The 24,775-nt window shown below is 66.0% G+C and carries 23 protein-coding genes; 6 read left to right on the forward strand and 17 right to left on the reverse strand.

Annotated elements, in window-relative coordinates; all coding sequences use genetic code 11:
* Window positions 1-37 precede the first annotated feature (37 nt).
* The 4 genes from rfbD to OKW52_RS17175 all read left to right on the forward strand — a co-directional run bounded on the left by rfbD (window position 38) and on the right by OKW52_RS17175 (window position 3,609).
* Complete coding sequence (gene rfbD / locus OKW52_RS17160) at window positions 38-886, forward strand: dTDP-4-dehydrorhamnose reductase (protein ID WP_264506801.1); 849 nt, start codon at window positions 38-40, stop codon at window positions 884-886.
* Window positions 883-1,788 (forward strand): glucose-1-phosphate thymidylyltransferase RfbA, encoded by a 906-nt coding sequence (gene rfbA, locus OKW52_RS17165; protein WP_264506802.1) that lies wholly within the window; start codon window positions 883-885, stop codon window positions 1,786-1,788. The genes rfbD and rfbA overlap by 4 nt, the downstream gene beginning before the upstream one ends.
* Window positions 1,789-1,852: 64 nt before the next feature.
* A complete protein-coding gene (locus OKW52_RS17170) occupies window positions 1,853-2,734 on the forward strand; it encodes an N-acetylglucosamine kinase (protein WP_264506803.1) in 882 nt (293 codons plus the stop codon).
* Window positions 2,731-3,609 carry an N-acetylmuramic acid 6-phosphate etherase gene (locus tag OKW52_RS17175; protein WP_264506804.1) on the forward strand — a complete coding sequence of 293 codons (879 nt, stop codon included), beginning with the start codon at window positions 2,731-2,733 and terminating at the stop codon, window positions 3,607-3,609. Before OKW52_RS17170 ends, OKW52_RS17175 begins: the two co-directional genes overlap by 4 nt.
* Window positions 3,610-3,644: 35 nt before the next feature.
* On the opposite strand, the gene OKW52_RS17180 is transcribed toward OKW52_RS17175, so the two are convergent.
* From OKW52_RS17180 to OKW52_RS17190, 3 genes are all read right to left on the reverse strand, one after another.
* Complete coding sequence (locus OKW52_RS17180; RefSeq protein ID WP_264506805.1) at window positions 3,645-5,480, reverse strand: M3 family oligoendopeptidase; 1,836 nt, start codon at window positions 5,478-5,480, stop codon at window positions 3,645-3,647.
* A gap of 109 nt (window positions 5,481-5,589) precedes the next feature.
* The gene (gene bmt, locus OKW52_RS17185) at window positions 5,590-6,633 is read right to left on the reverse strand and encodes a betaine--homocysteine S-methyltransferase (RefSeq protein ID WP_264417371.1); all 1,044 of its coding nucleotides are present in this window, start codon (window positions 6,631-6,633) and stop codon (window positions 5,590-5,592) included.
* 138 nt (window positions 6,634-6,771) lie between these two features.
* Complete coding sequence (locus tag OKW52_RS17190) at window positions 6,772-7,086, reverse strand: DUF1476 domain-containing protein (protein WP_127110608.1); 315 nt, start codon at window positions 7,084-7,086, stop codon at window positions 6,772-6,774.
* A gap of 218 nt (window positions 7,087-7,304) precedes the next feature.
* Here OKW52_RS17190 and purC point away from each other — a divergent pair, with 218 nt between their 5' ends.
* The gene (purC, locus tag OKW52_RS17195; RefSeq protein WP_127110606.1) at window positions 7,305-8,066 is read left to right on the forward strand and encodes a phosphoribosylaminoimidazolesuccinocarboxamide synthase; all 762 of its coding nucleotides are present in this window, start codon (window positions 7,305-7,307) and stop codon (window positions 8,064-8,066) included.
* 11 nt (window positions 8,067-8,077) lie between these two features.
* Window positions 8,078-8,317 (forward strand): phosphoribosylformylglycinamidine synthase subunit PurS, encoded by a 240-nt coding sequence (gene purS / locus OKW52_RS17200; RefSeq protein ID WP_127110604.1) that lies wholly within the window; start codon window positions 8,078-8,080, stop codon window positions 8,315-8,317.
* Window positions 8,318-8,548: 231 nt separating this feature from the next.
* Here the strand turns inward: purS and OKW52_RS17205 are convergent, their stop codons facing one another.
* From OKW52_RS17205 to rarD, 14 genes are all read right to left on the reverse strand, one after another.
* On the reverse strand, window positions 8,549-8,911 hold the full coding sequence (locus OKW52_RS17205) for a hypothetical protein (protein ID WP_264506806.1): 363 nt from the start codon (window positions 8,909-8,911) through the stop codon (window positions 8,549-8,551).
* 74 nt (window positions 8,912-8,985) lie between these two features.
* Entirely contained in the window at window positions 8,986-10,635 is a 1,650-nt protein-coding gene (gene recN / locus OKW52_RS17210; protein ID WP_264506807.1) for a DNA repair protein RecN, read from the reverse strand.
* An 18-nt stretch (window positions 10,636-10,653) separates the two neighbouring features.
* The gene (locus tag OKW52_RS17215) at window positions 10,654-11,511 is read right to left on the reverse strand and encodes an outer membrane protein assembly factor BamD (protein WP_264417376.1); all 858 of its coding nucleotides are present in this window, start codon (window positions 11,509-11,511) and stop codon (window positions 10,654-10,656) included.
* Between the two features lie 169 nt (window positions 11,512-11,680).
* On the reverse strand, window positions 11,681-12,607 hold the full coding sequence (gene lpxC / locus OKW52_RS17220; RefSeq protein ID WP_264506808.1) for a UDP-3-O-acyl-N-acetylglucosamine deacetylase: 927 nt from the start codon (window positions 12,605-12,607) through the stop codon (window positions 11,681-11,683).
* Window positions 12,608-12,835: 228 nt separating this feature from the next.
* A complete protein-coding gene (gene ftsZ, locus OKW52_RS17225; protein WP_264506809.1) occupies window positions 12,836-14,635 on the reverse strand; it encodes a cell division protein FtsZ in 1,800 nt (599 codons plus the stop codon).
* A gap of 247 nt (window positions 14,636-14,882) precedes the next feature.
* Window positions 14,883-16,217, reverse strand: coding sequence for a cell division protein FtsA (gene ftsA / locus OKW52_RS17230; protein WP_264506810.1), 1,335 nt, complete (start codon window positions 16,215-16,217; stop codon window positions 14,883-14,885).
* Window positions 16,214-17,497 (reverse strand): cell division protein FtsQ/DivIB, encoded by a 1,284-nt coding sequence (locus tag OKW52_RS17235; RefSeq protein ID WP_264506811.1) that lies wholly within the window; start codon window positions 17,495-17,497, stop codon window positions 16,214-16,216. The genes ftsA and OKW52_RS17235 overlap by 4 nt, the downstream gene beginning before the upstream one ends.
* Window positions 17,485-18,363, reverse strand: coding sequence for a D-alanine--D-alanine ligase (locus OKW52_RS17240; RefSeq protein WP_264417384.1), 879 nt, complete (start codon window positions 18,361-18,363; stop codon window positions 17,485-17,487). Before OKW52_RS17240 ends, OKW52_RS17235 begins: the two co-directional genes overlap by 13 nt.
* Before the next feature lie 134 nt (window positions 18,364-18,497).
* The gene (gene murB, locus OKW52_RS17245; RefSeq protein ID WP_264506812.1) at window positions 18,498-19,436 is read right to left on the reverse strand and encodes a UDP-N-acetylmuramate dehydrogenase; all 939 of its coding nucleotides are present in this window, start codon (window positions 19,434-19,436) and stop codon (window positions 18,498-18,500) included.
* A gap of 219 nt (window positions 19,437-19,655) precedes the next feature.
* Window positions 19,656-19,961 (reverse strand): hypothetical protein, encoded by a 306-nt coding sequence (locus OKW52_RS17250; protein ID WP_264417385.1) that lies wholly within the window; start codon window positions 19,959-19,961, stop codon window positions 19,656-19,658.
* 63 nt (window positions 19,962-20,024) lie between these two features.
* A complete protein-coding gene (gene murC / locus OKW52_RS17255) occupies window positions 20,025-21,434 on the reverse strand; it encodes a UDP-N-acetylmuramate--L-alanine ligase (RefSeq protein WP_264506813.1) in 1,410 nt (469 codons plus the stop codon).
* Window positions 21,435-21,442: 8 nt separating this feature from the next.
* On the reverse strand, window positions 21,443-22,555 hold the full coding sequence (locus tag OKW52_RS17260) for a UDP-N-acetylglucosamine--N-acetylmuramyl-(pentapeptide) pyrophosphoryl-undecaprenol N-acetylglucosamine transferase (protein WP_264506814.1): 1,113 nt from the start codon (window positions 22,553-22,555) through the stop codon (window positions 21,443-21,445).
* Between the two features lie 2 nt (window positions 22,556-22,557).
* Complete coding sequence (locus OKW52_RS17265; RefSeq protein WP_264417390.1) at window positions 22,558-23,724, reverse strand: FtsW/RodA/SpoVE family cell cycle protein; 1,167 nt, start codon at window positions 23,722-23,724, stop codon at window positions 22,558-22,560.
* Between the two features lie 120 nt (window positions 23,725-23,844).
* Window positions 23,845-24,750, reverse strand: coding sequence for an EamA family transporter RarD (rarD, locus tag OKW52_RS17270; RefSeq protein ID WP_264417391.1), 906 nt, complete (start codon window positions 24,748-24,750; stop codon window positions 23,845-23,847).
* Window positions 24,751-24,775: the final 25 nt, after the last annotated feature.

The following is a 24,775-nucleotide window of genomic DNA, read 5'->3' on the forward strand; positions in this document are numbered from 1 at the left end:
CGCGCGCGACGCTCAGAACAGCAAGAAAGGTCATACGATGCGCATCCTTGTTTTCGGCGAAACCGGTCAGGTCGCGCGGGCGCTCGCCCCGCTGCTGCCCAAGGACGCGGTCTGCCTGAACCGGGCGCAGGCCGATCTGCTGGACCCTGCCGCCTGCGCCGCCGCGATCCATAGCCACGCCCCGGATGTGGTGATCAACGCCGCCGCCTGGACCGCCGTGGACAAAGCGGAGGGTGAAGAGACCGACGCGCTGACCGTCAACGCGCTTGCCCCCGGCGCGATGGCGGCGGCCTGTGCATCGCGCGGCATCCCCTTTCTCCACGTCTCGACCGACTATGTCTTTGACGGCTCGGGCGATGCGCCCTGGCAGACGGACGCCCCCACCGCCCCACTCAACGCCTATGGCCGCACCAAACTGGCCGGCGAACAGGCGATCCGCGCCGCCGGAGGCCGCGCGGCGATCCTGCGCACCTCGTGGGTGTTCTCGACCCATGGCGCGAATTTCCTCAAGACCATGCTGCGCCTGTCAGAAACCCGCGACGCACTCAGCATTGTCGATGACCAGATCGGCGGCCCCACCCCGGCCGAGGCCATCGCGCGCGCGCTGATCACCATGGCCGAAGCCCTGTTCAACGGCCATCCCGGCGGCACATGGCATATCGCCGGCACGCCCTTCGTCAGTTGGGCCGATTTCGCGCGCGAAATCTTCGCCGCCGCAGACCGCAGCGTGACCGTGACCGGCATTCCCACCGCCGACTACCCAACCCCGGCGCCGCGCCCGCTGAACTCGCGGCTCGACGGCACCACACTTTTGCGCGACTTTGGCCTGCCCCAGCCCGACTGGAAGGCCCAGACCCGTGCCGATGTCAGGAGATTGATCCCATGACCGCCGCAACGCCCCGTCAACGCAAGGGCATCATTCTGGCCGGAGGATCGGGCACCCGCCTGTTTCCGATCACCATCGGTGTCTCCAAACAGCTGATGCCGATCTACGACAAGCCGATGATCTACTACCCGCTGTCGGTGCTGATGCTGGCCGGGATCCGCGAGATCGCGGTGATCACCACCCCGCATGATCAAGAGCAGTTCCAGCGCGCGCTTGGGGATGGGTCACGCTGGGGCCTCAGCTTTACCTATATCGTGCAGCCCTCGCCCGATGGTCTGGCGCAGGCCTTCATTCTGGCCGAAGAGTTCCTCGATGGCGCCCCGTCGGTCATGGTGCTGGGCGACAACATCTTTTTCGGCCACGGCCTGCCCGAATTGCTGGCCGCAGCCAACGCGCGCCCCAGCGGCGGCACGGTGTTTGGCTACCGCGTCTCTGACCCCGAGCGTTATGGCGTCGTCGGGATGGATGACACCGGGCGCGTCACGCAGATCGTTGAAAAGCCGACCGTCCCACCGTCGAACTATGCCGTCACAGGCCTGTATTTCCTTGACGACACCGCGTCTGAGCGTGCCCGCGCGATCAAACCCTCTCCGCGCGGCGAGGTCGAGATCGTGGACCTGCTGCAAACCTATCTCGACGAGGGCGCGCTGGATGTGCAGCGCATGGGCCGGGGCTACGCCTGGCTGGACACCGGCACGCATGGCAGCCTGCTGGACGCGGGAAATTTCGTGCGCACGCTGCAGGCCCGGCAGGGCTTGCAAACCGGCTGCCCCGAGGAAATCGCCTTCCAGCAGGGCTGGATCAGCGCCGAAGACCTTCAGATCATCGCCCGGCCCTTGGCAAAGAACGAATACGGCAAATACCTGCTGAACCTGATCGCCGAAGGCCGCGCCTGGGACTGATGCAGGCTGTTGGCGCGGACGGGGCGCCGGTCTATCGTCGCCCCATGAAAGCAGGAGCGCGGGCATGAGCTGGCTGGGCGTAGACATGGGCGGCACGGCGACGCGCTGGGTCCGCTGCGATGTGTCCGGTGCGGTGCTTGGCCACGGCAAGACGTCGGGCGCGAACGGGATGGTGTTTGATCCCGCAGAGCGTGCCGCCTTTGACGCGGCCCTGACCGGCATCCGGGCCGCCACCGGCCCCTTGTCGGGGGCGTATCTGGGCGTCACCGGCGCGGGATTTACCAAGGATCCCGCCCTCTTGCACGCAGCGGCGCAGGCGCTGGACCTTACCCCGGATCGCGTGCGCGTGGTCAATGACATGGTGCTCGCCTGGCACGCCGTCTGGCCGCAGGGCGGCGGGCATGTGGTGACGGCGGGCACAGGATCGGTCGGCTTTTCCTTGGCGCGGGGAACGACCACGCTGGTCGGCGGACGCGGCATGTTGCTCGACGATGCAGGCTCGGGCGCTTGGATTGGCTTGCAAGCCGTGCGCGCCCTCTGGCGGCTGGTTGAGGATTACGGCAAGCCGCAGGGTGCCGAGACCCTCGCCCGGCTGGTGTTTGACGCGATGGGCGGCAGCGACTGGGAAGACACGCGCCGCTATATCTATGGCCATCACCGCGGAGGCATCGCCGCCCTCGCCCGCCCGGTGGCACAGGCCGCCGCACAAGGCGACCCGCTGGCGCTGGACCTGCTGACCCGCGCAGGCGATGAGATCGCGCGCCTTTGCCGCACCATCGTCGCCCATGCAGGCCCCGGGCCGGTCGCGGTCTTTGGTGGCATCATCGCGCTGCACCCGAGCATTCGCGCGGCGATAGAAGCAGGCACAGCCGGTTTGACCCTCAGCTTCCCCCACCCCGACGCGGCGCTCACCGCTGCCGCCCTCGCCCGATCGGAGATCGCATGAGCAGCACCGAACACGCCGCCGCCCGCTTCGCCGGGATCGAGGACTGGCCGACCGCCGACCTCGCCAGCGCCCTGCTGGAAACCCAGCTTGCCGCCGTTTCCGCCGCTACCAGCGCACAGGCAGCCCTCGCGCAAGCCATTGACGCTGCTGCCGAACGCCTCGCCCAAGGCGGGCGGCTGATCTATCTGGGGGCTGGCACGTCGGGCCGTCTGGCGGTTCTTGACGCCGCCGAACTGCCGCCCACCTTCAACTGGCCCGCCGAGCGCGCCATCGCGCTGATGGCGGGCGGTCCCGGTGCCGTGGTGAACGCCGTCGAAGGGGCCGAGGACAGCGTGACCGAGGCCCCTGCCGCGCTCAAAGCCCTCACGCTCACCGCTTTGGATGTCGTCATCGGCGTCGCCGCCTCGGGACGCACGCCCTATGTCCGCGCGGGCCTTGCCGCTGCCAAGGCCATCGGCGCGCTGACCCTCAGCGTCACCAACGCCCCCGAAGCGCCGCTGGCCGCCGAGGCCGACATCGCCCTGACCGCCGCCACCGGGGCCGAGATCATCGCAGGCTCGACCCGCATGAAAGCGGGCACCGCGCAGAAGGTCTTGCTGAACTGCCTGAGCACCGGGATCATGATCCGGCTCGGTTACGTTTATCGCGGCCGCATGGTCGAGATGCGCCCAACCAACGTCAAACTCCACGCCCGCGCTGTCGCCATGATTGCCGACCTGACCGGCGAAAACACCGAGGCCGCCGAAAAGGCATTGCAAGCCGGGGGCGACATCAAGACCGCCGTGGCGATGCTGCTGCTGACCCTCGACGCCAAGGCGGCGACAGCCCGCCTGACAGCCACCGGCGGAAAGCTTTCGGCCGCGCTCAAGGACTGAGCGCGGCCGATCAAACCGTTCAAAAGGCAGGAAGATTAGTCTTCCATCGCCTCCAGTTCGTCGATGAAGCCCGAGATCATGCTCAACCCCTTGTCCCAGAACGCAGGGTCCGAGGCGTCCAGACCAAAGGGCGCCAGCAGCTCCTTGTGGTGCATCGACCCGCCCGCCGAGAGCATGGCGAAATACTTGTCCTGAAACCCTTCGGGCGCGTCGCGGTAGGCGGCATAAAGCGCGTTTACCAAGCCGTCGCCAAAGGCATAGGCATAGACGTAGAACGGCGAGTGCACGAAATGCGGGACGTAGGACCAGAAGGTCTCGTAGCCCTCCATGAAGTTGAACACCGGCCCCAGACTTTCGGCCTGCACCGACATCCACAGCAGGTTGATATCATCGGGCGTCAGCTCACCCTCGCGCCGCGCGGCGTGCAGCTTGCACTCGAAATCATAGAACGCGATCTGGCGCACGACGGTGTTGATCATGTCCTCGACCTTGCCGGCCAGCAGCGTCTTGCGCTCGGCCGTGGTGGTCGCCTTGGACAGCAGCCGCTGGAAGGTCAGCATCTCACCGAACACCGAGGCCGTCTCGGCCAGCGTCAGCGGGGTCGAGCTGAGCAACTCGCCCTGCCCGGCCGCCAGTCGCTGGTGCACGCCATGGCCCAGCTCATGCGCCAGCGTCATGACGTCGCGCGGCTTGCCCAAGTAATTCAGCATCACGTAGGGGTGCACCGTGGTCACGGTGGGATGCGCGAAAGCGCCGGGTGCCTTGCCCGGCTTGACGCCCGCGTCGATCCAGCCGTCGGTGAAGAACGGCCTGGCCAGCTCGGCCATGCGCGGGTCGAACTCGGCATAGGCCGACAGCACGGTTTCCTGCGCCTCGGACCAGGTGACCAGGCGCGTTGTCTCCATCGGCAGGGGGGCGTTGCGATCCCAGACCTGCAGCTCATCCAGACCCAACCATTTGGCTTTCAACGCATAATAGCGGTGCGACAGGCGTGGGTAGGCGGCAACCACGGCATCGCGCAGGGCCTGCACGACCTCGGGCTCGACATGGTTGGACAAGTGCCGACCGTGTTGCGGCGTCGGCATCTTGCGCCAGCGGTCGCTGATCTCCTTTTCCTTGGCCAGCGTGTTGTGCACGCGGGCAAAGAGCCGGATGTTGGCCTGAAACACTGCGGCCAGCGCATGCGCTGCGGCCTCGCGCCGGTCGCGCGACGGGTCGGTCAGCAGGTTCAGCGTCGATTCCAGCGGCAGCGGGTCTTCCTCGCCCGGCACCTCGAACGACAGGCTCGCCATCGTCTCGTCGAACAGCCGGTTCCACGCCGCAGCCCCCACGGTCGACTGATCGTGCAGGAATTTCTCCAGCTCGTCCGACAGCTGGTGCGGGCGCATGGCGCGCATCCGCTCGATCACCGGGCGGTAGCGGTTCAGCTCGTCATTGGCCGACAGCATCGACTCCATGGCCGCGTCGTCAAGGCGGTTCAGCTCCAGCGAGAAGAACACCAAAGGCGTGGTGGCCACCGTTACGCGGTCCTGCGCGTCGGCCATGAACTTGGCGCGGCTGGAATCGGTGGTCATCTGGTAATAGCGCAGGCCTGCGTAGCTCATCAGGCGGCCCGCGGTGATGTCGATCGCCTCGTAGTCGCGGATGCAGGCCAGAAGCCCGCTGCCATCAAGCGCCGCCAGCTTGCCCTCATAGGCGCTGGCGAAGGCGGCACAGGCGCTGTCGAGCCAGTCAAAATCGCGGGTGATCTCCACGCAATCCTCAGACGGATACAGATCGCTCAGATCCCATTCCGGCAGATTGCCCAAGCCCTTGCCCGATGCGTTGATGTCAAAGCGGCGGAGGTCGGTCAATGCAGGCAGTCGGAACATGGGTCACCTTTTCTTGTGTCGGACAGGATGTAATCACACCAGCCCGGCGGTGCAAGTTGCCCCCCAAGCCAATGAAAACGCCCGGTCCTGAGGACCGGGCGCAAAACTCTCAGCTGGCAGGACGCCGACGACCGCGACGCTCGCGCCCGTGGTTGTGCGAGGGATCGCCGCAGCCCGCCTCGGTCCCGTCCGAGGCCGACGACAGCGGCCCCAGCGCTGCCGTGATCTGCTCCAGCGTCGGACGCTCGCCCATCGGACGGGTGTCCAGCGCTTCGCGCATGGCACGCAAATGCTCGGGCATCGTGCCGCAGCAGCCGCCGATGATCTTCGCCCCGGCGTCGCGGGCCAGCATCGCATAGTCGGCCATCAGCGCGGGCGTGCCGTCATACTGGATCGCGCCATCAACGTATTTCGGGATACCGGCGTTGCCCTTGGCGATCACTGGCAGTTCAGGCCCCTGCGCCATGAAGCCCAGAATGGTGCGCATCAGATCCGATGCCCCGACCCCGCAATTCGCCCCGAAGGCGACCGGCGCATGCTTCAGCTTGCCGACCAGCTTGACGAAATCGGCCGAGGTCACGCCCATCATCGAGCGCCCCGCCGTGTCAAAGCTCATCGTCCCGGCCCAGGGCATGCCCGCCAGCGCGCAGGCCTCGGCAGCGGCGCGGTATTCCTCGGGCGCCGAGATCGTCTCGACCCAGAGCACATCCGCCCCGCCCTCTTTCAGGCCCTCGGCCTGTTCATGGAACATCTCGACCGCCAGCGCATGGGTCAGCGCGCCGATCGGCTCGAAAATCTCGCCCGTCGGGCCCATCGACCCGGCGACCAGCACCTTGCGGCCCGCCTTGTCGGCGACCGCGCGGCCAATCTCGGCCCCGATGCGGTTCAATTCGCGCACGCGGCCTTGCGCTTCGTGCAGCTTCAGCCGGCTGGCGTTGCCGCCGAACGTGTTGGTCAGGAACAGATCCGACCCCGCCTCGACCGCATCGGCGTACAGCCTGGTGATCCGGTCCGGGTGATCGACGTTCCAGAACTCGGGCGCATCGCCCGAGGACAGCCCCATGTTGAACAGGTTCGTGCCCGTGGCCCCATCGGCCAACAGCACACCGCGTTCGGCCAGAAGAAGGCTCAGAGGATCGGACGGGGTCGTCATGGGGGAAACCTCGGTAAATGCAAAACGCGCCGCAAAGCGCGGCGCGTCGATCTTTTCGCATATCCCGGGGCGCGGCGCAAATGCAGCCCGCTCATCAAGGTTATGCAGCCAGTAACAAAGCGGCTAGCAAAGGGGCGTTCAGCCCTCTTTGACCATCTTGTCTTTGACCTCGAGCATCACGGCGGCCATCTTGGTGCGGATCTCAGCCTCGGTCGCCTTGCCGTCCAGATCGCGGACCAGCTTGCGGATCACATCCTCGTCGCCTTCTTCTTCGAAGTCGGCAGAGATGACTTCCATCGCATAGGCATCGACCGCATCGCCGGTCTTGCCCAGCAGCGCAGCGGCCCACTGGCCAATCGCCTTGTTGCGGCGTGCCGAGGCCTTGAACGCCATTTCGGCATCATGGGCATACTTGGCCTCAAAGGCATTTTCGCGTTCGTCAAAGGTCGACATGGGGCTGGCCTCTCGTGCAAATCCGTGGGGTCGTTTCCGCCTCAGATATGGGGGGAGACGCCGCGCGCTGCAAGTCTTGTTTGCACGCGCATAGTGCCGCAGGGGGTGCATCGCAGGCATCCGGGGGCTGCGCTTGCGGGTTGCGACAGCTTGGCGTATAGCCAGCGCTGACTTCAGCAGCCCGCGCCAGCAGCGGGCCCTTCGGGGAATCACCTGACATGGCGAGACGCACCAAGGTTTACGAGGGCAAGGCCAAAATCCTTTACGAAGGCCCGGAACCCGGAACCTATATCCAGTATTTCAAAGACGACACCAGTGCCGGCGACGGCGCCAAAAAGGCGCAGATCGAAGGCAAGGGCGTTCTGAACAACCGGCTGTCCGAATACTTCATGACCGGCCTGAACGAGATCGGCGTACCGACGCATTTCATCCGCCGGGTGAACATGCGCGAGCAGCTGATCCGCGCAGTCGAGATCATCCCGCTGGAAGTCGTCGTGCGCAATGTCGCTGCCGGCTCGATCTCGAAACGACTGGGCATCGACGAGGGCACGCCGCTACCCCGCCCCATCGTTGAATACTACTACAAGAACGACGAGCTGCATGACCCGATGGTCAGCGAGGAACATATCCTCGCCTTCGGCTGGGCCACGCATCAGGATCTCGACGACATCATCGCGCTTGCGCTGCGCGTGAACGACTTCCTGTCGGGCGTGATGATGGGCGTCGGCATCAAGCTGATCGACTTCAAGATCGAAATTGGCCGCATCTATGAAGGCGACTTCCAGCGTCTGGTGATCGCCGACGAGATCAGCCCCGACAGCTGCCGGCTGTGGGACGTCAAGACCGGCGAAAAGCTGGACAAGGACGTGTTCCGCCGCGATCTGGGCAACCTGTCGGAAGCCTATACCGAAGTGGCGCGGCGTCTGGGCGTAATGCCGACCAACGCCACGCCGATCACCAAGCCGAAACTGATGAACTGAGGGACGATCCTATGAAGGCGCGCGTGCATGTGATGCTGAAAACCGGCGTTCTTGACCCCCAGGGCGAAGCCATCCGCCACGCTTTGGGCGCTCTGGGCTTCGCCGGGGTCGAGGGTGTCCGTCAGGGCAAGATGATCGAACTGGATCTGACCGAAACCGACCGCGAGGCGGCGGAAGCGGCGGTCAAGGCGATGTGCGACAAGCTGCTCGCCAACACGGTGATCGAACGCTACGAGATCGAGCTGCTCTGAGCACAGCATCAGACACGGACCGGACACAGGGGGCTTTCAGCCCCCTCTTCGCTTTCAGCGAATTCACCCCCCTGAGGATATTTGAAGAGCAAAGAAAGCGCGGTTAACCAAACGTTAACGCCCCTCTTTGCTCTCTAAATATCCCGGGGGGCGGGCCGGAACGGCCCGATGGGGGGCAGCGCCCCCCGCGCGGCGCGAGCCCCCTCGATGGGGGCGAGCGCCACCGCCTGCTTACAGCGTCATGATCCGCGCCGAGGCCGTGTCATAGGCATAGCTGCAGCGCACCTGCAGGCTCCGCCCGCTCCGGTCGACGTTCAGCATCACGTCGCGCGACACGGCCATGCCATCGGCACCCGTCACCTCCTGCGTGCCGACGACCCCCTGCACGTTGAAACCCGCGTTGCTACCGGCAGCCATACAGGCCTGTTCGGCATTGCTCGGCGTCGGGGCCATGGCCGTGGGCCCTGCGCTGATCGGCTCGGACATCCCGCCGCCGCCCATGTTGGGCATGCGCCCGCGCATGTCAGGCATTTCGCCGCAGCCTGCCAGCGTCAACCCGGCCAGAACCGCGCCTGTCATGATGATCTTGGTCATTATCCCTGCTCTCCAGCGTTTTTGATCTAACGCGCGAGACAGCTGCCGGTTCCCCGGCGCTTCTGCCCGCCGACTCACGCGCCGATAAGCGCCCGCGCCGCGCCGCGCGCTGCATCGGTGATGGTATCACCCGAGAGCATACGGGCAATCTCATCCACGCGTTGATCGGCGGAAAGCGGCATCACATCGCTGAGGGTCTGGCCATCCTTCACGCGCTTTTCAACGCGCCAGTGGTGTGCACCCAACGCCGCGACCTGCGGCGAGTGGGTCACGACGAGCACCTGCGCCCCCTCGGCCAGCGCCCGCAAACGCCGACCGACGGCATCGGCCGTGGCACCACCCACACCCCGGTCGATCTCGTCGAAGATCATCGTCACGCCGGTGACACCCCGGCTCAGGCAGACCTTCAGCGCCAGCAGGAACCGCGACAATTCACCGCCCGAGGCGATCTTGTTCAGCGCCCCCGCCGGCGCCCCCGGATTGGTCGCAACCTCGAAGCTGACCGCATCGGCCCCCTCGGGCCCCGGTTCAGCCGGGGTCAGCACGGTCTGGAACACCGCGCGCTCCATCTTCAGCGGCGCCAGCTCGGCCGCCATCGCCGTATCCAGCGCCTTGGCCGCCCCGCGTCGCAGCGCGCTCAGCGCGTCGCAGGCCGCGTCATAGCGCGCCCGTGCCGCTGCCTCGGCCTGCGCCAGCTTGGCCACGCCGTTGTCGCCCGCATCCAGCGCTTCCAGCCGCTCGCGCAGCCCGTCGGCGTGGGCGCCCAGATCATCGGCCTGCACCCCATGTTTGCGGGCCAGCGCGCGCAGCGCGAAAAGACGCTCTTCGACGCGCTCCAACTCACCGGGATCGGTGTCCAGCGCGCCCAGACAGGCCTCGACCCCTGCCGTCGCCTCTGACAACTCGCCCATCGCGCGCCCCAAGGCTTCGATCGCCGCGTCCAGACGCCCTTCGACGCCGTCCGCCGCATCCTCGAGCCAGCGCAGGGCGTCCAGCGTCAGGCGCTCGACCCCATCCTCGCCCAAGGCGGCGCGGGCACGGTGGATGTCGCCAGTCAGCCGTACGGCGGCCTGCATCAGGCGGCGGCGGCTGTCGAGCACCGCCTCTTCGCCCGGCTGCGGGTCCAGCTGGTCCAGTTCCTTGACCGCGTGACGCAGAAAATCTTCCTCGGCGCGCAGCGTGTCCAGCCGCGCCGCTGCGCCCTCACGGGCGCGCCGCGCCTCGGCCAGCGCGCGCCAGTGGCCGCGCACCTCGGCCAGCAGGCTTTCCGCCCCGGCATAGGCATCCAGCAACTGGCGGTGGCCACGCGGGTTCAAGAGCCCACGGTCATCGTGCTGACCATGCAGTTCCACCAGCGTTTCCGACAGCAGCCGCAACACCTCGCCCGAGGCGCGGCGGTCGTTGATCCACGCCGTCTTGCGCCCCTCGGCGGTGTTCACCCGGCGCAGGATCAGCTCGTCTTCAAAGGGAATTCCGGCCTCGGCCAATACCGCGCGGCCGGGGTGATCCTCGGCCAGTTCGAAAACCGCCTCGACCTCTCCCTGCGCCGCCCCCTGACGGACCAGTTCCGCCCTGCCCCGCCAGCCCAGCACAAAGCCCAGACTGTCGAGCAGGATCGACTTGCCCGCCCCGGTCTCGCCGGTCAACACGTTGAGGCCCGGATGAAACTCCAGGTCCAGCCGCTCGATCAGCAGCATGTCGCGGATCGCAAGGCTACGCAGCATGGAGGCTATCCTATCGGATCAGATCCACTCGCCGCGCACTGTCCGGCGATAGATCTCGCTCAGCCAGCTCTCGCCCGAGGCTTCATCGGTCAGACCTGCGCTCGACAGCAGACGGAAGCTGTCCTCGTAGAACGGGTTCGAACGGAAGTTGTGGCCCAGAATGGCCCCCGCCGTTTGCGCTTCACCGCGCAGACCCAGCGCGAGATACGCCTCGACCAGACGGTGCAGGGCTTCGGGGGTCTGGCTGGTGGTCTGGTAATCCTCGACCACCACGCGGAAGCGATTGATCGCCGACTGATAGTTGCCGCGCGCCAGATAATAGCGCCCGATCTCCATCTCTTTGGCGGCCAGACGGTCAAAGGCCAGATCGAATTTCAGAACCGCCGAGCGGGCGTATTCGGTGTTGGGGTATTGCTCGATCACGTAGCGCAGCTGGGTCAGCGCCTGGAAGGTCAGGCCCTGATCGCGGCCGACATCCTCAATCTGATCGTAATAGGTCAGGGCGACGATATAGGCAGCCCAGGCGGCATCGGGATCGCCGGGGTACTGATCGAGGAAACGCTGCGCGGTGGCGCGCGCTTCTTCATATTGCTGGTCACGGTGCAGCGCATAGGCCTGCATCACGATCGAGCGGCGCGCCCAGTCGGTATAGGGATAAAGGCGCTCGACCTCGCGGAAATAGCGCAGCGATGCATCGGTGCGTGCGTTGTTTTCCAACACGTATTCACCGCGGGCAAAAATCTCTTCTGCGGTGAAGGCGTCCAGCGGCTCATCCGTGCCGACGTTATTGGAGCATGCCGACAGCGCCAGAACCAGCGCCCCCGTCACCGCCAGCGAAGCGTATTTGCGCCCGGTGCCGCCCATGCCGTCCCTCATCTTTCACTTCAACAATGCGGGCCATGGTCGCGCCATCGCTCCGAATCCCACCCACCCCTCTTGGGGGCTTCAGGGCGTCTGTTAGCACGTTTGCCAAACGCACGCAAAACGGCAATGCAGGGAAAATCGCGCGGCGTGTCGGGGAGTTGACGGCTGCGCGGAGCCTTGCTCAGGCCGCAGGCAGCAGGTCGGCGGCGCAGACACCGGCACCGGGCATCGAATGCGCCTGTTCGCTGTCCACGGTGACCCATTCCCAGGCCAGCGGATCAGCCATCAGCGCCCGCACCAGACGGCCCGTGACGGTATGTCCGGCCCGGTGACCGATATAGCGGCCCAGAATCGGCGCACCGGCGACAGCCAGATCACCCATCGCATCGAGCATCTTGTGGCGCACCGGCTCGTTGGCGCGGCGCAACCCGCCGGGGCTGAGCACAGCGTCGCCCTCAACCACCACGGCATTCTCATAGGTGCCACCCAGCGCCAGACCGTTGGCACGCATGAAATCGACATCCGCCTGACGGCAGAAGGTGCGGCAATTGCTCAGCTCACGCACGAACGTGCCGTTGCGCAGTTCCAGATCGTAAACCTGATGGCCGATGGCCGCATCGGGGAAATCGATCTCGAACGCGATCGACAGCGAATCCGCCGGCTCCAGCCGGGCCCAGGCGTCGTTCATGCGCACTTCGACAGGCGTGAGCACCCGGATCGCCCGCAGCGGTGCGTTCTGCGTGGTAAAGCCAGCCGCGACAAACGCCGCGACATAGGCGCGCGACGACCCGTCAAGGATCGGCACTTCCGGCCCGGTCAGCGTCACCAGCGCATTGTGGATACCGCAGCCTGCAAAAGCCGCCATCAGATGTTCGATGGTTGCCACAGTCGTGCCATGATCGTTGCCGATCTTGGTGCACAGATTGGCCTCGATCAACGCATCCGGCGTGACCGCCACCCGCCGCGCCGCAACCGGCAGATCCAGATCGAGGCGCTCGAACACGATGCCATGCCCGGCCGGGGCCGGGTACACCGTCAGCGTCACGGCATCGCCTGAATGCAGGGCGGTGCCGTCAAAGCGCGTAAGAGTGGACAAAGTGGTCTGCACGAGGGGTCCTCGGGACGTTAGGCATATCTTCACAGGGTATCTATGGAGCGAGCCTTCAGAGGTAAAGTCACGCTTTGTAACACGATGTAACAGACCGATCACCGCTGCGCGACATTCCGCGCACGTAAAGTGACCAAGCCTAAATGCCTTGAAAACAAAAGAAAAGAACCGGCTCTCGCCGGTTCTTTACGTCTTGGTCATCGGTGCGATGTGATCGCCACCGTGAACTTAATTCGCCTGACGACGCAGGAAAGCCGGGATCTCGATCTGATCCTGCGCGCGGTGATGCGGGTCATCATCATAGGCCTGAACGGCAGGCTGCTGGCGCACGGCGCGGGCCGTCTGTTCCCCATGACCACCGTGCGAGGCCTGCGCGCCGGTCATCCGGTTGATCAGGCCACCGACCAGACTGCGGCGCTGTTCGGGCTGCTGGGCAACCGGCTGCGGCGCGGGCGCCGGGACCGGGCGACGCTGGGCCGCCTGCTGCTCGGGCTGCTTTTCGACCACACGACGCAGACGGGCCAGAACCTCGGGCGACGGCTCACCGACCGGGCGGCTGGGCCGTGGCGCGGTGTATTGCGCTTCAGGCTGCTGCTGCACGGGCTGGTGGTGAACCGGCTGATGCTGCTGAACCGGCTGCTGTTGCACCGGGGGCGCCATGCGGGTCGGCTGCGGAGCCGGGCGCTGCTGGGCGCGCGGCTGTTCGCGCAGGATGTCCTCCAGGAAGAAATCGTCCTGCACCGGTGCCGGCGCGGCAGGCGCTTCACGCATCTGCTCGTGACGCGGTTCCTGGCGCTGTTCGTGACGGGGTTCCTCGCGATAGGCGGTCTGCTGACGCGGCTCGGGCTGCGGCTCGTAGCGCGGCTCATAAGCCTGTTCGTCATACTGCGGCTCATAGGCAGCCTCTTCGTACCGCTCTTCGCGATACTGCGGCTCCTGCGGCGCGTCGAACATCGGCGGTTCATAGGCGGCGGGCTCTTGCACCGGTGCCGGAGCAGCCGGAGCGGCCTCAACCGTGAGCGGCTCGGCCAGACGACGCCGCGGGACTTCGACGGTCTGCTCGCGCGCTTCGATGCCGGTCGCGACGACCGAGACACGGATCGCGCCTTCCATCGTTTCGTCCAGCGTCGAGCCAACGATGATGTTGGCCTCGGGATCGACTTTTTCGCGGATCAGGTTGGCGGCTTCGTCCAGTTCGAACAGGGTCAGATCGTGGCCACCGGTGATGTTGATCAACACCCCCTTGGCGCCATGCAGGCTGATCTCGTCCAGCAGCGGGTTGGCAATCGCCTTTTCAGCGGCCTGACGCGCGCGGTCTTCACCGGTTGCCTCGCCCGTGCCCATCATGGCTTTGCCCATCTCGTCCATCACCGCGCGAACATCGGCGAAGTCGAGGTTGATCATGCCCGGACGGACCATCAGATCGGTCACACCCTTGACGCCCTGATAGAGCACGTCATCAGCCAGCGCGAAGGCTTCGGTGAAGGTCGTACGCTCGTTCGCCAGCCGGAACAGGTTCTGGTTGGGGATGATGATCAGCGTATCGACGACCTTTTGCAGCTCTTCGACGCCCTCTTCAGCCTGACGCATGCGCTTGGCGCCTTCAAAGGCGAAAGGCTTGGTCACGACGCCGACGGTCAGAATGCCCATCTCCCGCGCGGCATGCGCGATGATCGGTGCCGCGCCCGTGCCCGTGCCACCCCCCATACCGGCGGTGATGAAGCACATATGCGCGCCGGTCAGATGATCCATGATCTCTTCGAGCGTCTCGGCAGCGGCGGCAGCCCCGACCTCGGGGCGCGCACCGGCCCCCAGACCTTCGGTCGCCTGCACACCCAGCTGAACCCGGATCGGTGCGCGCGACTGCTGAAGCGCCTGCGCATCGGTGTTGGCGACGACGAAATCGACACCCTCGAGGTTCTGCTCGATCATGTTGTTGACGGCATTCCCGCCCGCTCCGCCCACACCGAAAACGGTGATCCGCGGAGTCAAATCTTTCTTCTCGGTCGCGATAAAGGTGAGTGCCATGCCTGTCCGCCTGTATTTTTCTGCCGGATTTTCCGGTCCGATGTGCTCGGGTTCGTCATCCGGTCGTTGGTGATTTGCCAGATTTACAACAATCTTAACCCGGCTGCGACTCCTCGTCATCAAAAAAACGAATCGGAACAGACAACGGGGCGATTTCCGTGCGGGAAATCGCCTGTTGCCGGGCGCAGACGCCTGAATTCAGAGCAAATTTAACGGGCTTTCGGGCGCACGCGGGCAGTCGAAAGGCTTACCAATTATCGCGGAACCACTTCATCGCGCGCTTCAGGGGACGCGCCGCAAAGCGCTGTGCCGGAATGTCGAAATCCCACCATTCGTCCTGCGGATGCGCCGCAAACTGACACAGCCCGACGATGGCCGCGTATTCCGGCCCGGTCGCGGCCTGTGGCAACCCCGGCACGCGGATCGGACGGCCCAGCCGGACCTGCGGCCCCAGAATGCGCGAGGCCATCCCGTCCAGTCCCGGCACCTGGCTGCCGCCGCCGGTCAGCACGATCTGCTGGCTGGGCAGATGGTCGAACCCGGCGATATCCAGCCGCGCGCGCACCTCTTCGAGGATCTCGGCCATGCGCGGACGCATGATGCCGATCAGCTCGCTGCGGGTGACGGTGCGGCGGTCCTTGTCCCAGTCGCCACTGTCGCCGCCGATCTCGATGCGCTGGCGGTCGTCTTGGCCCGTGGCATGCAAGCCGCCGTAGAAGGTCTTGATCCGCTCGGCGGTCGAATAGGGGATCTGCAAGCCCTTGGCGATATCGCCGGTGATGTGGTCACCGCCCAGCCGCACCGCGTCCGAAAACACCATGTGACCCTTGATGAAGATCGACAGGCTGGTGGTGCCGCCGCCCATGTCGATGGCGGCAGCGCCCAGTTCCTGCTCGTCCTCGACCAACGACGACCGTCCCGCCACATAGGACGCGGCGGCCAGCCCGGCGACTTCGACGTCGCAACGCTTGAGGCAATGCACAAGGTTCTGCACCACATCCGTATCGACGCTGAGCAGATGCATGTCGCAGCCCAGTTGCCGCCCCGCTTGGCCCCGCGGATCGGCCAGACCCGAGCGGTGATCGAGCATGAAGTTCACCGGCTGCGCGTGCAGCACTTCGCGACCCGAGCCCAGATCCGGCACCAGACAGCTATCGAGCACCTGCGCGATGTCATTCTCGGACACGCGCTCGGCCTCCAGCTCAACCAGACCCTCCAGCCCGTAGCTGCGCAGATCCCCGCCCGAGAAGGTCAGGATCGCATGATCAACCCGGGTCTGCGCCATTTTCTGCGCGTTCTGCAACGCGGTGCGCACGGCGCGCTCGGTCTCGCGCATCGCCGCGATCTCGCCGAAACGCACCCCGCGCGAACAGGTCGTTCCCGCCCCGATCACCCGGAACGCCGCCTGCCCGGCCATGGCCCCCACGCCCGAGCCTTCGCGCGGGCCGTCGGACACGCCGAATTTCAGGATCAGACAGGCAACCTTGTGGGTGCCGATGTCCATCACCGCGATAACGCCCCGCTGCATGGCTTGGCTCCGCATGCTCCGCATGGCGCGCTGCGATTGGTAGAGGTCGGTCATCGTGTGGGGGCTCCTCTTGCCAGGGTGCGGTTTCGGGTCAGTTCGGCCATCGCGTCTTGGGTCAGCCGCAGGGTCGGCCGGTCGGGGTTGCGCATGTCCACAACCGTGACATCGCGCGAAAGCAGTTGCTGGGCGCCTTCGGTCATCGCCACGACCAGCTCCAGCGCCGGGACAGCGCCCGTCGCGGGCAGCTGGATACGCTGGTTGCGGTCCAGCACCACATCCCAGCGGCGGTTGCCAACGCGAACCAGCCCGCGAATGCGCGGCAGGATCGGCGCGGCCGAGGCCAGCAGCGCGCGGGCCTCGGCAATGGCCTCGGGCGCACCGTCACCGGCAATCAGCGGCAGATCCGCACGGGCCGCGCGCGTCGCCAGACGCGCCACGCGGTGCCCGGTCGCATCGACCAGATCCAGCCCCCCGGCATTGCGCCAGACCATCGCCGGGACACGCTCGGTCACGCGCACTTCCAGCACGCCGCCGGTGCGGACCTGCAGCCAGGCGCGCTCGACCGCATCCAGTTCCTCGGCCCGGGCGCGCAACGCCCCCAGATCGAGATCCCAGCTCGACACCGGGAAACGGACCCCCAGCATCTGCGCCACCCCCTCGGCCACTTCGGGCGAGCGGGCCTGCACATCCAACGACGCAACTTCGAACATCGGCTGGTTCTGGATCGTGGTCTTGACCCCCTCGACCCATGTCACCAGCGCCGTCCGGTTCTCTTCTTGCGAGAACCATCCCCCGGCAAAGGTCGCGATCAGCATCAGCGGCAAGCCGATGCGCACAAAATGCCGCACCATCGGCGTCAGCCACAGCCGGTTCAGCCGGTACGACAGACGGCTCGGCGACGGATCGTTCACCGGACCACGCGGCTCGGCCGCATCGGGGATCGTCCACTCAAGCGACGCAATCGTCGGCGCTTCGGCCCGGTGGTCAGGCTCCAGCAGATCTGGCTCGGGCTGCACGCGGCGCACAGGCCCCGGTGCCGGACGCACCGGCCCGCGCGCGGTCACCGGCGGTGCAACCGGGTCATTCGCGGGCAGCTCTGCACGGCGCGGTGCGCGCACGGGGCGCTCAGCGTCGGGCAGCGGCGGCCAGGAATATTCCGGCATCTCATCGGGCCATTGCGCGGGCATCGGCTTGGCCGCCCGCAACACCCGCCCCGCCGCGACCGGCGGCGGCATCATTTCGTGGCGGTCCGGCCATTCACGCTGGCTGCTGTCGGCGCGACGCGGCGTGGCATCGACCCGCTCGCCCCGTGCGTCTCGGATCACCGTTGACATGAGGCATCCTCGACCAACCAGCGCATCAGCTCGGGAAAGCTGATGCCGCAATAGGCGGCCTGCTCGGGGCTAAGCGAGGTCGGCGTCATGCCGGGCTGCGTGTTGGTCTCCAACAGCACCAGCCCCGCCAAGCCGCGCGTCTCGTCCCAGCGAAAATCGGTGCGGCTCAGCCCCCGGCACCCCAGCGCCTGATGCGCGCGCAGGGCATAGTCCATGCAGGCATCGAAGATTTCCTGCGGCACCTGGGCCGGGATCACATGCGACGAGCCACCGGGCTTGTATTTCGCATCGTAATCATACCAGCCCTCGGTCACGATATCCGTCACCGTCAGCGCCCGGTCGCCCAGCACGCTGGTCGTCATCTCGCGCCCCGGCGCATAGGCTTCGACCATCACCACTTCGGGCATGGCGTCATCCAGTTGCGGCGGGCCGTTGTTCTCTTCCATCACCAGCCAGACGCCGACCGATGAACCCTCATTGAAGGGTTTGACCACATAGGGCGGTGGCAGCACATGCCGCGCGCGCACCTCGTCCTTGCAGGCCAGACGGCTCTCGACCACCGGCAATCCGGCGGCGCGGTAGGTGTCCTTGGTGCGCTGCTTGTCCATCGCCAGAGCCGAGGCCAGCACGCCCGAATGCGTATAGGGGATCTTCAGCCATTCCAGCAGACCCTGCACACAGCCGTCTTCGCCCCAACGCCCGTGCAGGGCGTTGAACACGACATCCGGCTTCATCGCGACCAGCTTTTCAGCCAGATCCCGGTCAGCATCGACCTCAACCGTTGTGTAACCGGCCTCCCGCAGCGCGATGGCGCACATATGCCCCGTCGACAGGGAAACCTCGCGCTCAGCCGAGGGTCCGCCCATCAAAACCGCTACTGTAGGGGGCGTCCTGCTCGACGTGCCCACCAACTCTGCCTCTCGTGGGGCTTTTGCCCCTTTTTTTATACGTGGAGGGCTGCTCAGGCCCCTTGATCCACGGTGCCGGGTCTATCGCCCGGTCAGTCCTGCGGCGGGGCTGCTTCGCCCAACCGCATGATTTCCCATTCTAGCGTAATCCCGCTGTTTTGGAACACCCTTTTTCGGACCTCCTCGCCCAGCCCCTCCAGATCGGCGGCCGAGGCCCCCCCGGTGTTGACCAGAAAATTCGCGTGCATCGGTGACATCTGCGCCCCGCCCCTCGTCGCGCCGCGCATGCCTGCGGCATCAATCACAGACCACGCCTTGAGGTCATGCACGTCATCGGCCCTACCGGTAGAGCTGAACCCCGCCGGATTGCGGAATGTCGACCCTGCCGTACGGTCCTTTGTCGGCTGCGAGGCATCGCGTTTTGCCAGCTGTTCGTCCATCCGCGCGGCCAGTTCAGCTGCGTCCCCCTGTGGCGCATTGAACACGGCTTCGACGATCACCCAGCCGTCGGGCAACGTCGTCTGGCGGTATTGCATCGCCAGTTCAGCCGCTTTGAGGCTGCGCGCCTCGCCGTTCCGCGTGATCACCCGCACCGACTCCAGCCGGTCGGCGACATACTGCCCATAGCAGCCCGCGTTCATCCGCACCGCGCCGCCGATGCTGCCCGGAATGGTGCGCAAGAACGTCAGATCGCTCCCCGCCTCGGCCGCCTTGCGCGCCACATGCGCATCCAGCGCCGCCGCGCCGGCAAAGACCTGGCCGCCCTCGACCCGGATGGTGTTGAACCCGCGCCCCAGCCGGATCACCACCGCCCGGATGCCGCCGTCGCGCACGATCAGGTTCGACCCCACGCCCATCGGGAACACCGCCACATCAGCCGGCAGCGCGGCCAGAAACGCCGACAGATCCTCTTCATCCGCCGGTTGAAACAGCCAATCCGCCGGACCACCGACGCGCAGCCAAGTCAGATCGGCCAGCGCCCGGTTGGGGGTCAGTGTGCCGCGGGGGTGTAGCTCAGGTCTTTCACGCAATGGCCTCATTCGTCGGAACCAGCGCTTCACAAACGCGTTCCTTCTGCAAAACACTCATAAAAGCGGTAAACATTATGCAAACCCTCCCCCCAGTTCTGCGCGCAGCGATGCCCACCCTCGTTGCGGCGGCGGTCGCTTGCTCTGTCGTTCTCATCGGCCTGAATGCCGGTGTCTATGATGGCCGGTTGATGGCCGTGGCCGTCGTCATCGGCCTGTCGGTCAACGCCGCTCTGGATCTGTGGCGCGTCTGGCAGCAGCGCGTGCCCGTCGCCGCCCAAACCACGCCAGCGCGCCAACCGCTGTCGCAGCCAGCGCCATAGGGGCGAGCAACAGCGCGCCCACGATGGTATAGCCCATGCCGTCCCATCCCTGCAGCCCCGAGCCGATCACCAGCGACACCGCCGCCGCGACCGCCAGAACCAGCCCGCCGATCATCGCGGCGCGCGGCGATGCGAACCGCGCCAAGAGCCCGCCGAGGATGCCCCCGCAACACAGCGCGCCAAAACCAAGGACCAGTATTTCCATGCGTCCTCCTCAGGTGTCAGCCGTCGAGTATGCCCGGCTTCCCCCTAAAAACAAGGCAGGCGGTTACCCCTTGGCCAACCGCCCGGGCAGCGCCTGCGCCCAGGCGCTGATCGTCCCGGCACCCAGACAGACAACCATGTCACCCGGCTGCGCCTCGGCCCGCACCAGCGCCTCAAGATCTGCCTCGCGCAAAAGCGCGTGGGCGGATTTATGGCCGTGCGCCGTGATCGCCGCGACAAGACTGTCGCGATCCACCCCGGCAATCGGCTCTTCGCCCGCCGAATAGACCTCGGCGATTGCGACGACATCGGCACCATCAAAGCAGGTGGCAAACTCATCAAAAAGCGCGCTCAGCCGCGTGAAGCGGTGCGGCTGATGCACCGCGATCACCCGCCCGGTACCGCCCAGTGCCTGCCGCGCCGCCTTGATAACGGCCGCAATTTCAACCGGATGGTGGCCGTAATCGTCGATCACCGTGACGCCGTTCACCTCCCCGACCCGCGTAAACCGCCGCCCGACCCCGGCGAACCCGGCCAGTGCGGCGCGGATGGCGTCGTCGCTCATCCCCAGATGCAAGCCCACCGCCACCGCGCTCAGCGCGTTCGAGACATTGTGATCACCCGGCATTGGAAGTGTCAGACTTTCAATTTTCCGACATTCTGCACCGTGTCCCAGCGCTACATCAAAGATTGCCTTACCCTTTTCGTACCTCAAACCCTCAGCCCGCACATCCGCGCCGCCATTGAAACCGAAGGTCACGACGTTTCGGTCATGCACCCGCTCAGCCAGAGCTGCCACTTCGGCATGGTCGGTGCACAGCACCGCAAGCCCATAGAACGGAATGCTCTGCACAAAGCGGTCGAACCCGGCGCGCAGAGCGTCGAAACTGCCCCAGTGTTCAAGATGTTCCGGGTCGATGTTGGTCACCACGGCAATCTGCGTCGGCAACAGGTTGAACGAGCCGTCGCTCTCATCCGCCTCGACCACCATCCAGTCACCCGCCCCGGCCCGCGCGTTCGAGCCGTAGGCGTGGATCACCCCGCCATTGACCACCGTCGCGTCAAACCCGCCCGCATCCAGCATCGCCGCCATCATCGTCGTCGTGGTGGTTTTGCCATGCGTGCCCGCAATGGAGATGTTGCGCCGCAACCGCATGAGTTCGGCCAGCATTTCCGCCCGCCGCACCACCGGCAGCCCCAGACGCCGCGCCTCGGCCATCTCGGGATTGCTTTGCTTGATCGCGGTCGAAGCGACGATCACCGCCGCCCCCGCCACATGCGCCGCATCGTGCCCGACATGGATCACCGCGCCCAGACCGGCCAGCCGTTCGGTGATCGCGCTGCCCTTGGCGTCCGATCCCTGCACGGCGAACCCCTCGCCCAGCAGGATTTCGGCGATGCCGGACATGCCGATCCCGCCAATGCCGATGAAATGGATCGGGCCCAGACCCGGCGGAAGCATCAAGCGCGTCATCGGAACTCTCAGTGTTCGGGGGGACCGGCGAGACGCTCGGCCAGATCGGCCAGCGCCATCGCAGCATCAGGCATGCCCAGCCGCGTTGCGGCGCGCGCCATGCGCGCGGCCGCCTGCGGGGTCGTCAGGATCGTCGAAATCGTCGCCGCCAGTGCCTCGGGCGTGAACATGCTTTCGGGCATCAACACCGCCGCCTCGGCCTCGACCAGACCGCGCGCGTTGGCCTCCTGCTCGCCGCGGATCGCAGCGGCATAGGGCACCAGAATCGACGGCCGCCCGATCACCGTCAGATCCGCCACCGTCGACGCGCCCGAGCGTGAAATCACCAGCTGTGCTTCGGAAAACCGGCGGGGGATGTCCGCGAAGAACGGCTCGACCTCGGCCGGAATGCCCGCCGCCTCATAGGCCGCCGCCACCCTGTCCAGATCCTCGGGCCGCGCCTGATGCGCCACGCGCACATGCTGGCGCAGAACGTCCGGCAAACCGGCAAGCGCCGCAGGCACCACATCCGACAGGATGCGCGCGCCCTGAGAGCCGCCGATGATCACCAGCGACATCGGATAATTGCCCGGCTCGATATAAGGCGAGGCCGCGCGTTCGCGCACCGAGCTCCGCACCGGGTTGCCGATCTGATGCCCGGCCACGCCCTTGGGCAGTACCGTCGGCCAGGTGCCGCAGGCGACAGCCGAAACGCGCTTGGCGAACAGTTCATTGACCCGGCCCAGCACGCCGTTCTGCTCATGAATCAGGCGCGGAATGCGGAGCAAACTCGCCGCGGTCAGCGCCGGAATCGACGGATAGCCGCCAAACCCCGCCACCACAGCGGGCCGGTCGGCAACCATGGTCGCGACCGCCTTGGCCACGCCGCCCAGAATGCGGAACGGCACCGCCAGCTTCGCCAGCACCCCACCCCGCGCAAAGGTCGCCGAGCCGACAACGCGCCGCGTCACCGCGTCGGGGAACCCGCCTGCATAGCGTGCACCGCGCGCATCCGTCGACAGCACCACACGCCAGCCGCGCGCCAGAAGCTCTTCAGCCAGTGCTTGCGCCGGGAACATATGCCCCCCGGTCCCCCCTGCCGCGATGACCGCAAGCGGGGCCTTTCCTGCCGGGTTAGCCATGATTATCGCCCCCGTGTTTGCATCAGATCGCCGATTTCACCCTGCGGCCGTGTGCGCGTCAAGGCCAGCAGCATGCCCACCATCAGCCCCATCGCCAGCAGCGACGAGCCGCCCTGACTGACAAAGGGCAGCGTCATCCCCTTCGCGGGCAGCAGCCGTACGGCCACGCCCATGTTGATCATCGCCTGCGCCGAGATCATCGCCACCAGCCCGGTTCCGGCCAGCCGGATGAACGGATCGCGCTCACGCGTGAGGCGCGACAGGGCGCGCAGGCAGATCACCGCGTAAAGCGTGATAATGATCAACACCATCATGAAGCCGTATTCCTCGGCCGCGACGGCGATCACAAAGTCGGTATGCGCATCGGGCAGCTGCCATTTCACCTGCCCCTCGCCCACGCCCAGACCGAACAACCCGCCCTCCTGAATGGCCGAGGTCGCATAGCCCAGCTGCGAGCGTGCATCCAGTTCTGACGACAGGAAGGCGTCAATCCGGCGCGCGAAGTGTTCCGAGAACATATAGGCGACAAACCCGCCGCTCACCGCCGCGGCGGCCAGCCCCAGAATGATCAGCATCGACGCGCCCGAGACGAAATACATCGCCCCCCAGCCGAACAGCACCAGCACCGACTGGCCGAAATCCGGCTGAATCACCAAGAGACCAACGGTCGCCAGCACAACGCCCAGCGACAACAGCCGTCCCGGCGGACCGTTCAGATCCTGCCCGGCGGCCAGCAGCCAGGCGGCGGTCACCGCCAGGCAGGGTTTGACAAATTCCGACGGCTGGACGCTGGTGAAGCCAAGGCTCAGCCAGCGCACGGCGCCCTTGCCAAAGTCGGTGCCGATCACCGGCAGTGCCAGCAGCGTCGCAAACCCAAGGCCAAAGCCCAGCACACCCCAACGGCGGATCGTTTCAGGATTACGCATCGAGACGAAGAGCATCACCGTGACGCTCAAACCCGCGTAAATCGCGTGTCGCTCGAAATAATGGAACGGGGGCAAATGGTTGCGCGCTGCCAGCGGCGGCGACGAGGCCAGGGCCAGCAGCAATCCAACTGCGACAAGCAACAGGACGCTCGAAATCGTCCAACGATCTACCGTGCGCCACCAACGCGACAACACCGGCTCGCCCACATGGGCGGGCATGCTGCCATGAACCATTTCCGTCATGGGGGTCTGCTCACTTTGCCTGTTATAAGCCCGTTTGCCGGGTCTTCAGGCAAGAATAGCGCGAATGCGGAATCTTGGCCAGAGACTTGCGATCACATCGGCGAGTCTCGGCGTTGCGGATCAGCGGCGGCGGCGCAACGTGTCGATGGTATAGACCACCAAAGCCGCCCAGATCATGGGAAACGCGACCAGTTTTGCCCCATCGAACGTCTCGCCGAACACCCATACGGCGGCCAGAAACACCAGCGTTGGCACGATATATTGCATCAAGGCCATCGTGCTCAGCGTAAGCCGTTTCGCCCCGTTGGCATACAGCATCAGCGGCACCGCTGTGATCACACCCGCCCCCATCAGCAATGCGGTCAGCCCCGCACCCGCATAGCCAAAGCTCATCGAGCCCTGCGTCCACAGCCACGCCAGATAGGCCAGCGCCACCGGGCTGAGCAGGATCACTTCCAGCGTAAACCCTTGATTTGGCCCGATTGGCAGCGCGCGCTTGAAAAAGGCATACAGCCCCCAACTGCCGGTCAACGCCAGGGAAATCAGCGGCAGACGCCCCGCCTCGACGGTCAGGACAACCACCGCCGCGACGGCAAGCGCCACGGCCAGCCCTTGCCACAGGCTCAGCCGTTCGCGCAGGAAAACGGCGGCCAGAAAGACCGAGAACAGCGGGTTGATGTAATAGCCCAGCGCCGCGTCCAGCACCTGATCGGTCTGGATCGCGTAGAGGTAAACGCCCCAGTTCACCGTGACCAGCAGCGCGGTCAGCCCGGCCATGGCCAGCAGCCGCGGCGACACCAGCGCGCGCCGCAGATCGCCGGTCCGGCCCAGCACCAGCAGGATCACCAGTGCCACCGGCACCGACCAGATCACCCGGTGCGCCAGCACCTCGACCAGCCCGACGCTGTCGAACAACGACAGATACAGCGGCAGGATGCCCCACAGCAGATAGGCCGACAGCGCCAGAAGAAACCCTTTGAGGCTGTCGCCCTCTTCGGCCAGACCCGTTTCCGCCTCAACCGCCATGCGCCCGCCCCTGATTGCCGGAAAA

Source organism: Pararhodobacter zhoushanensis (genome assembly GCF_025949695.1).
Taxonomy (GTDB): Bacteria; Pseudomonadota; Alphaproteobacteria; order Rhodobacterales; family Rhodobacteraceae; genus Pararhodobacter; species Pararhodobacter zhoushanensis_A.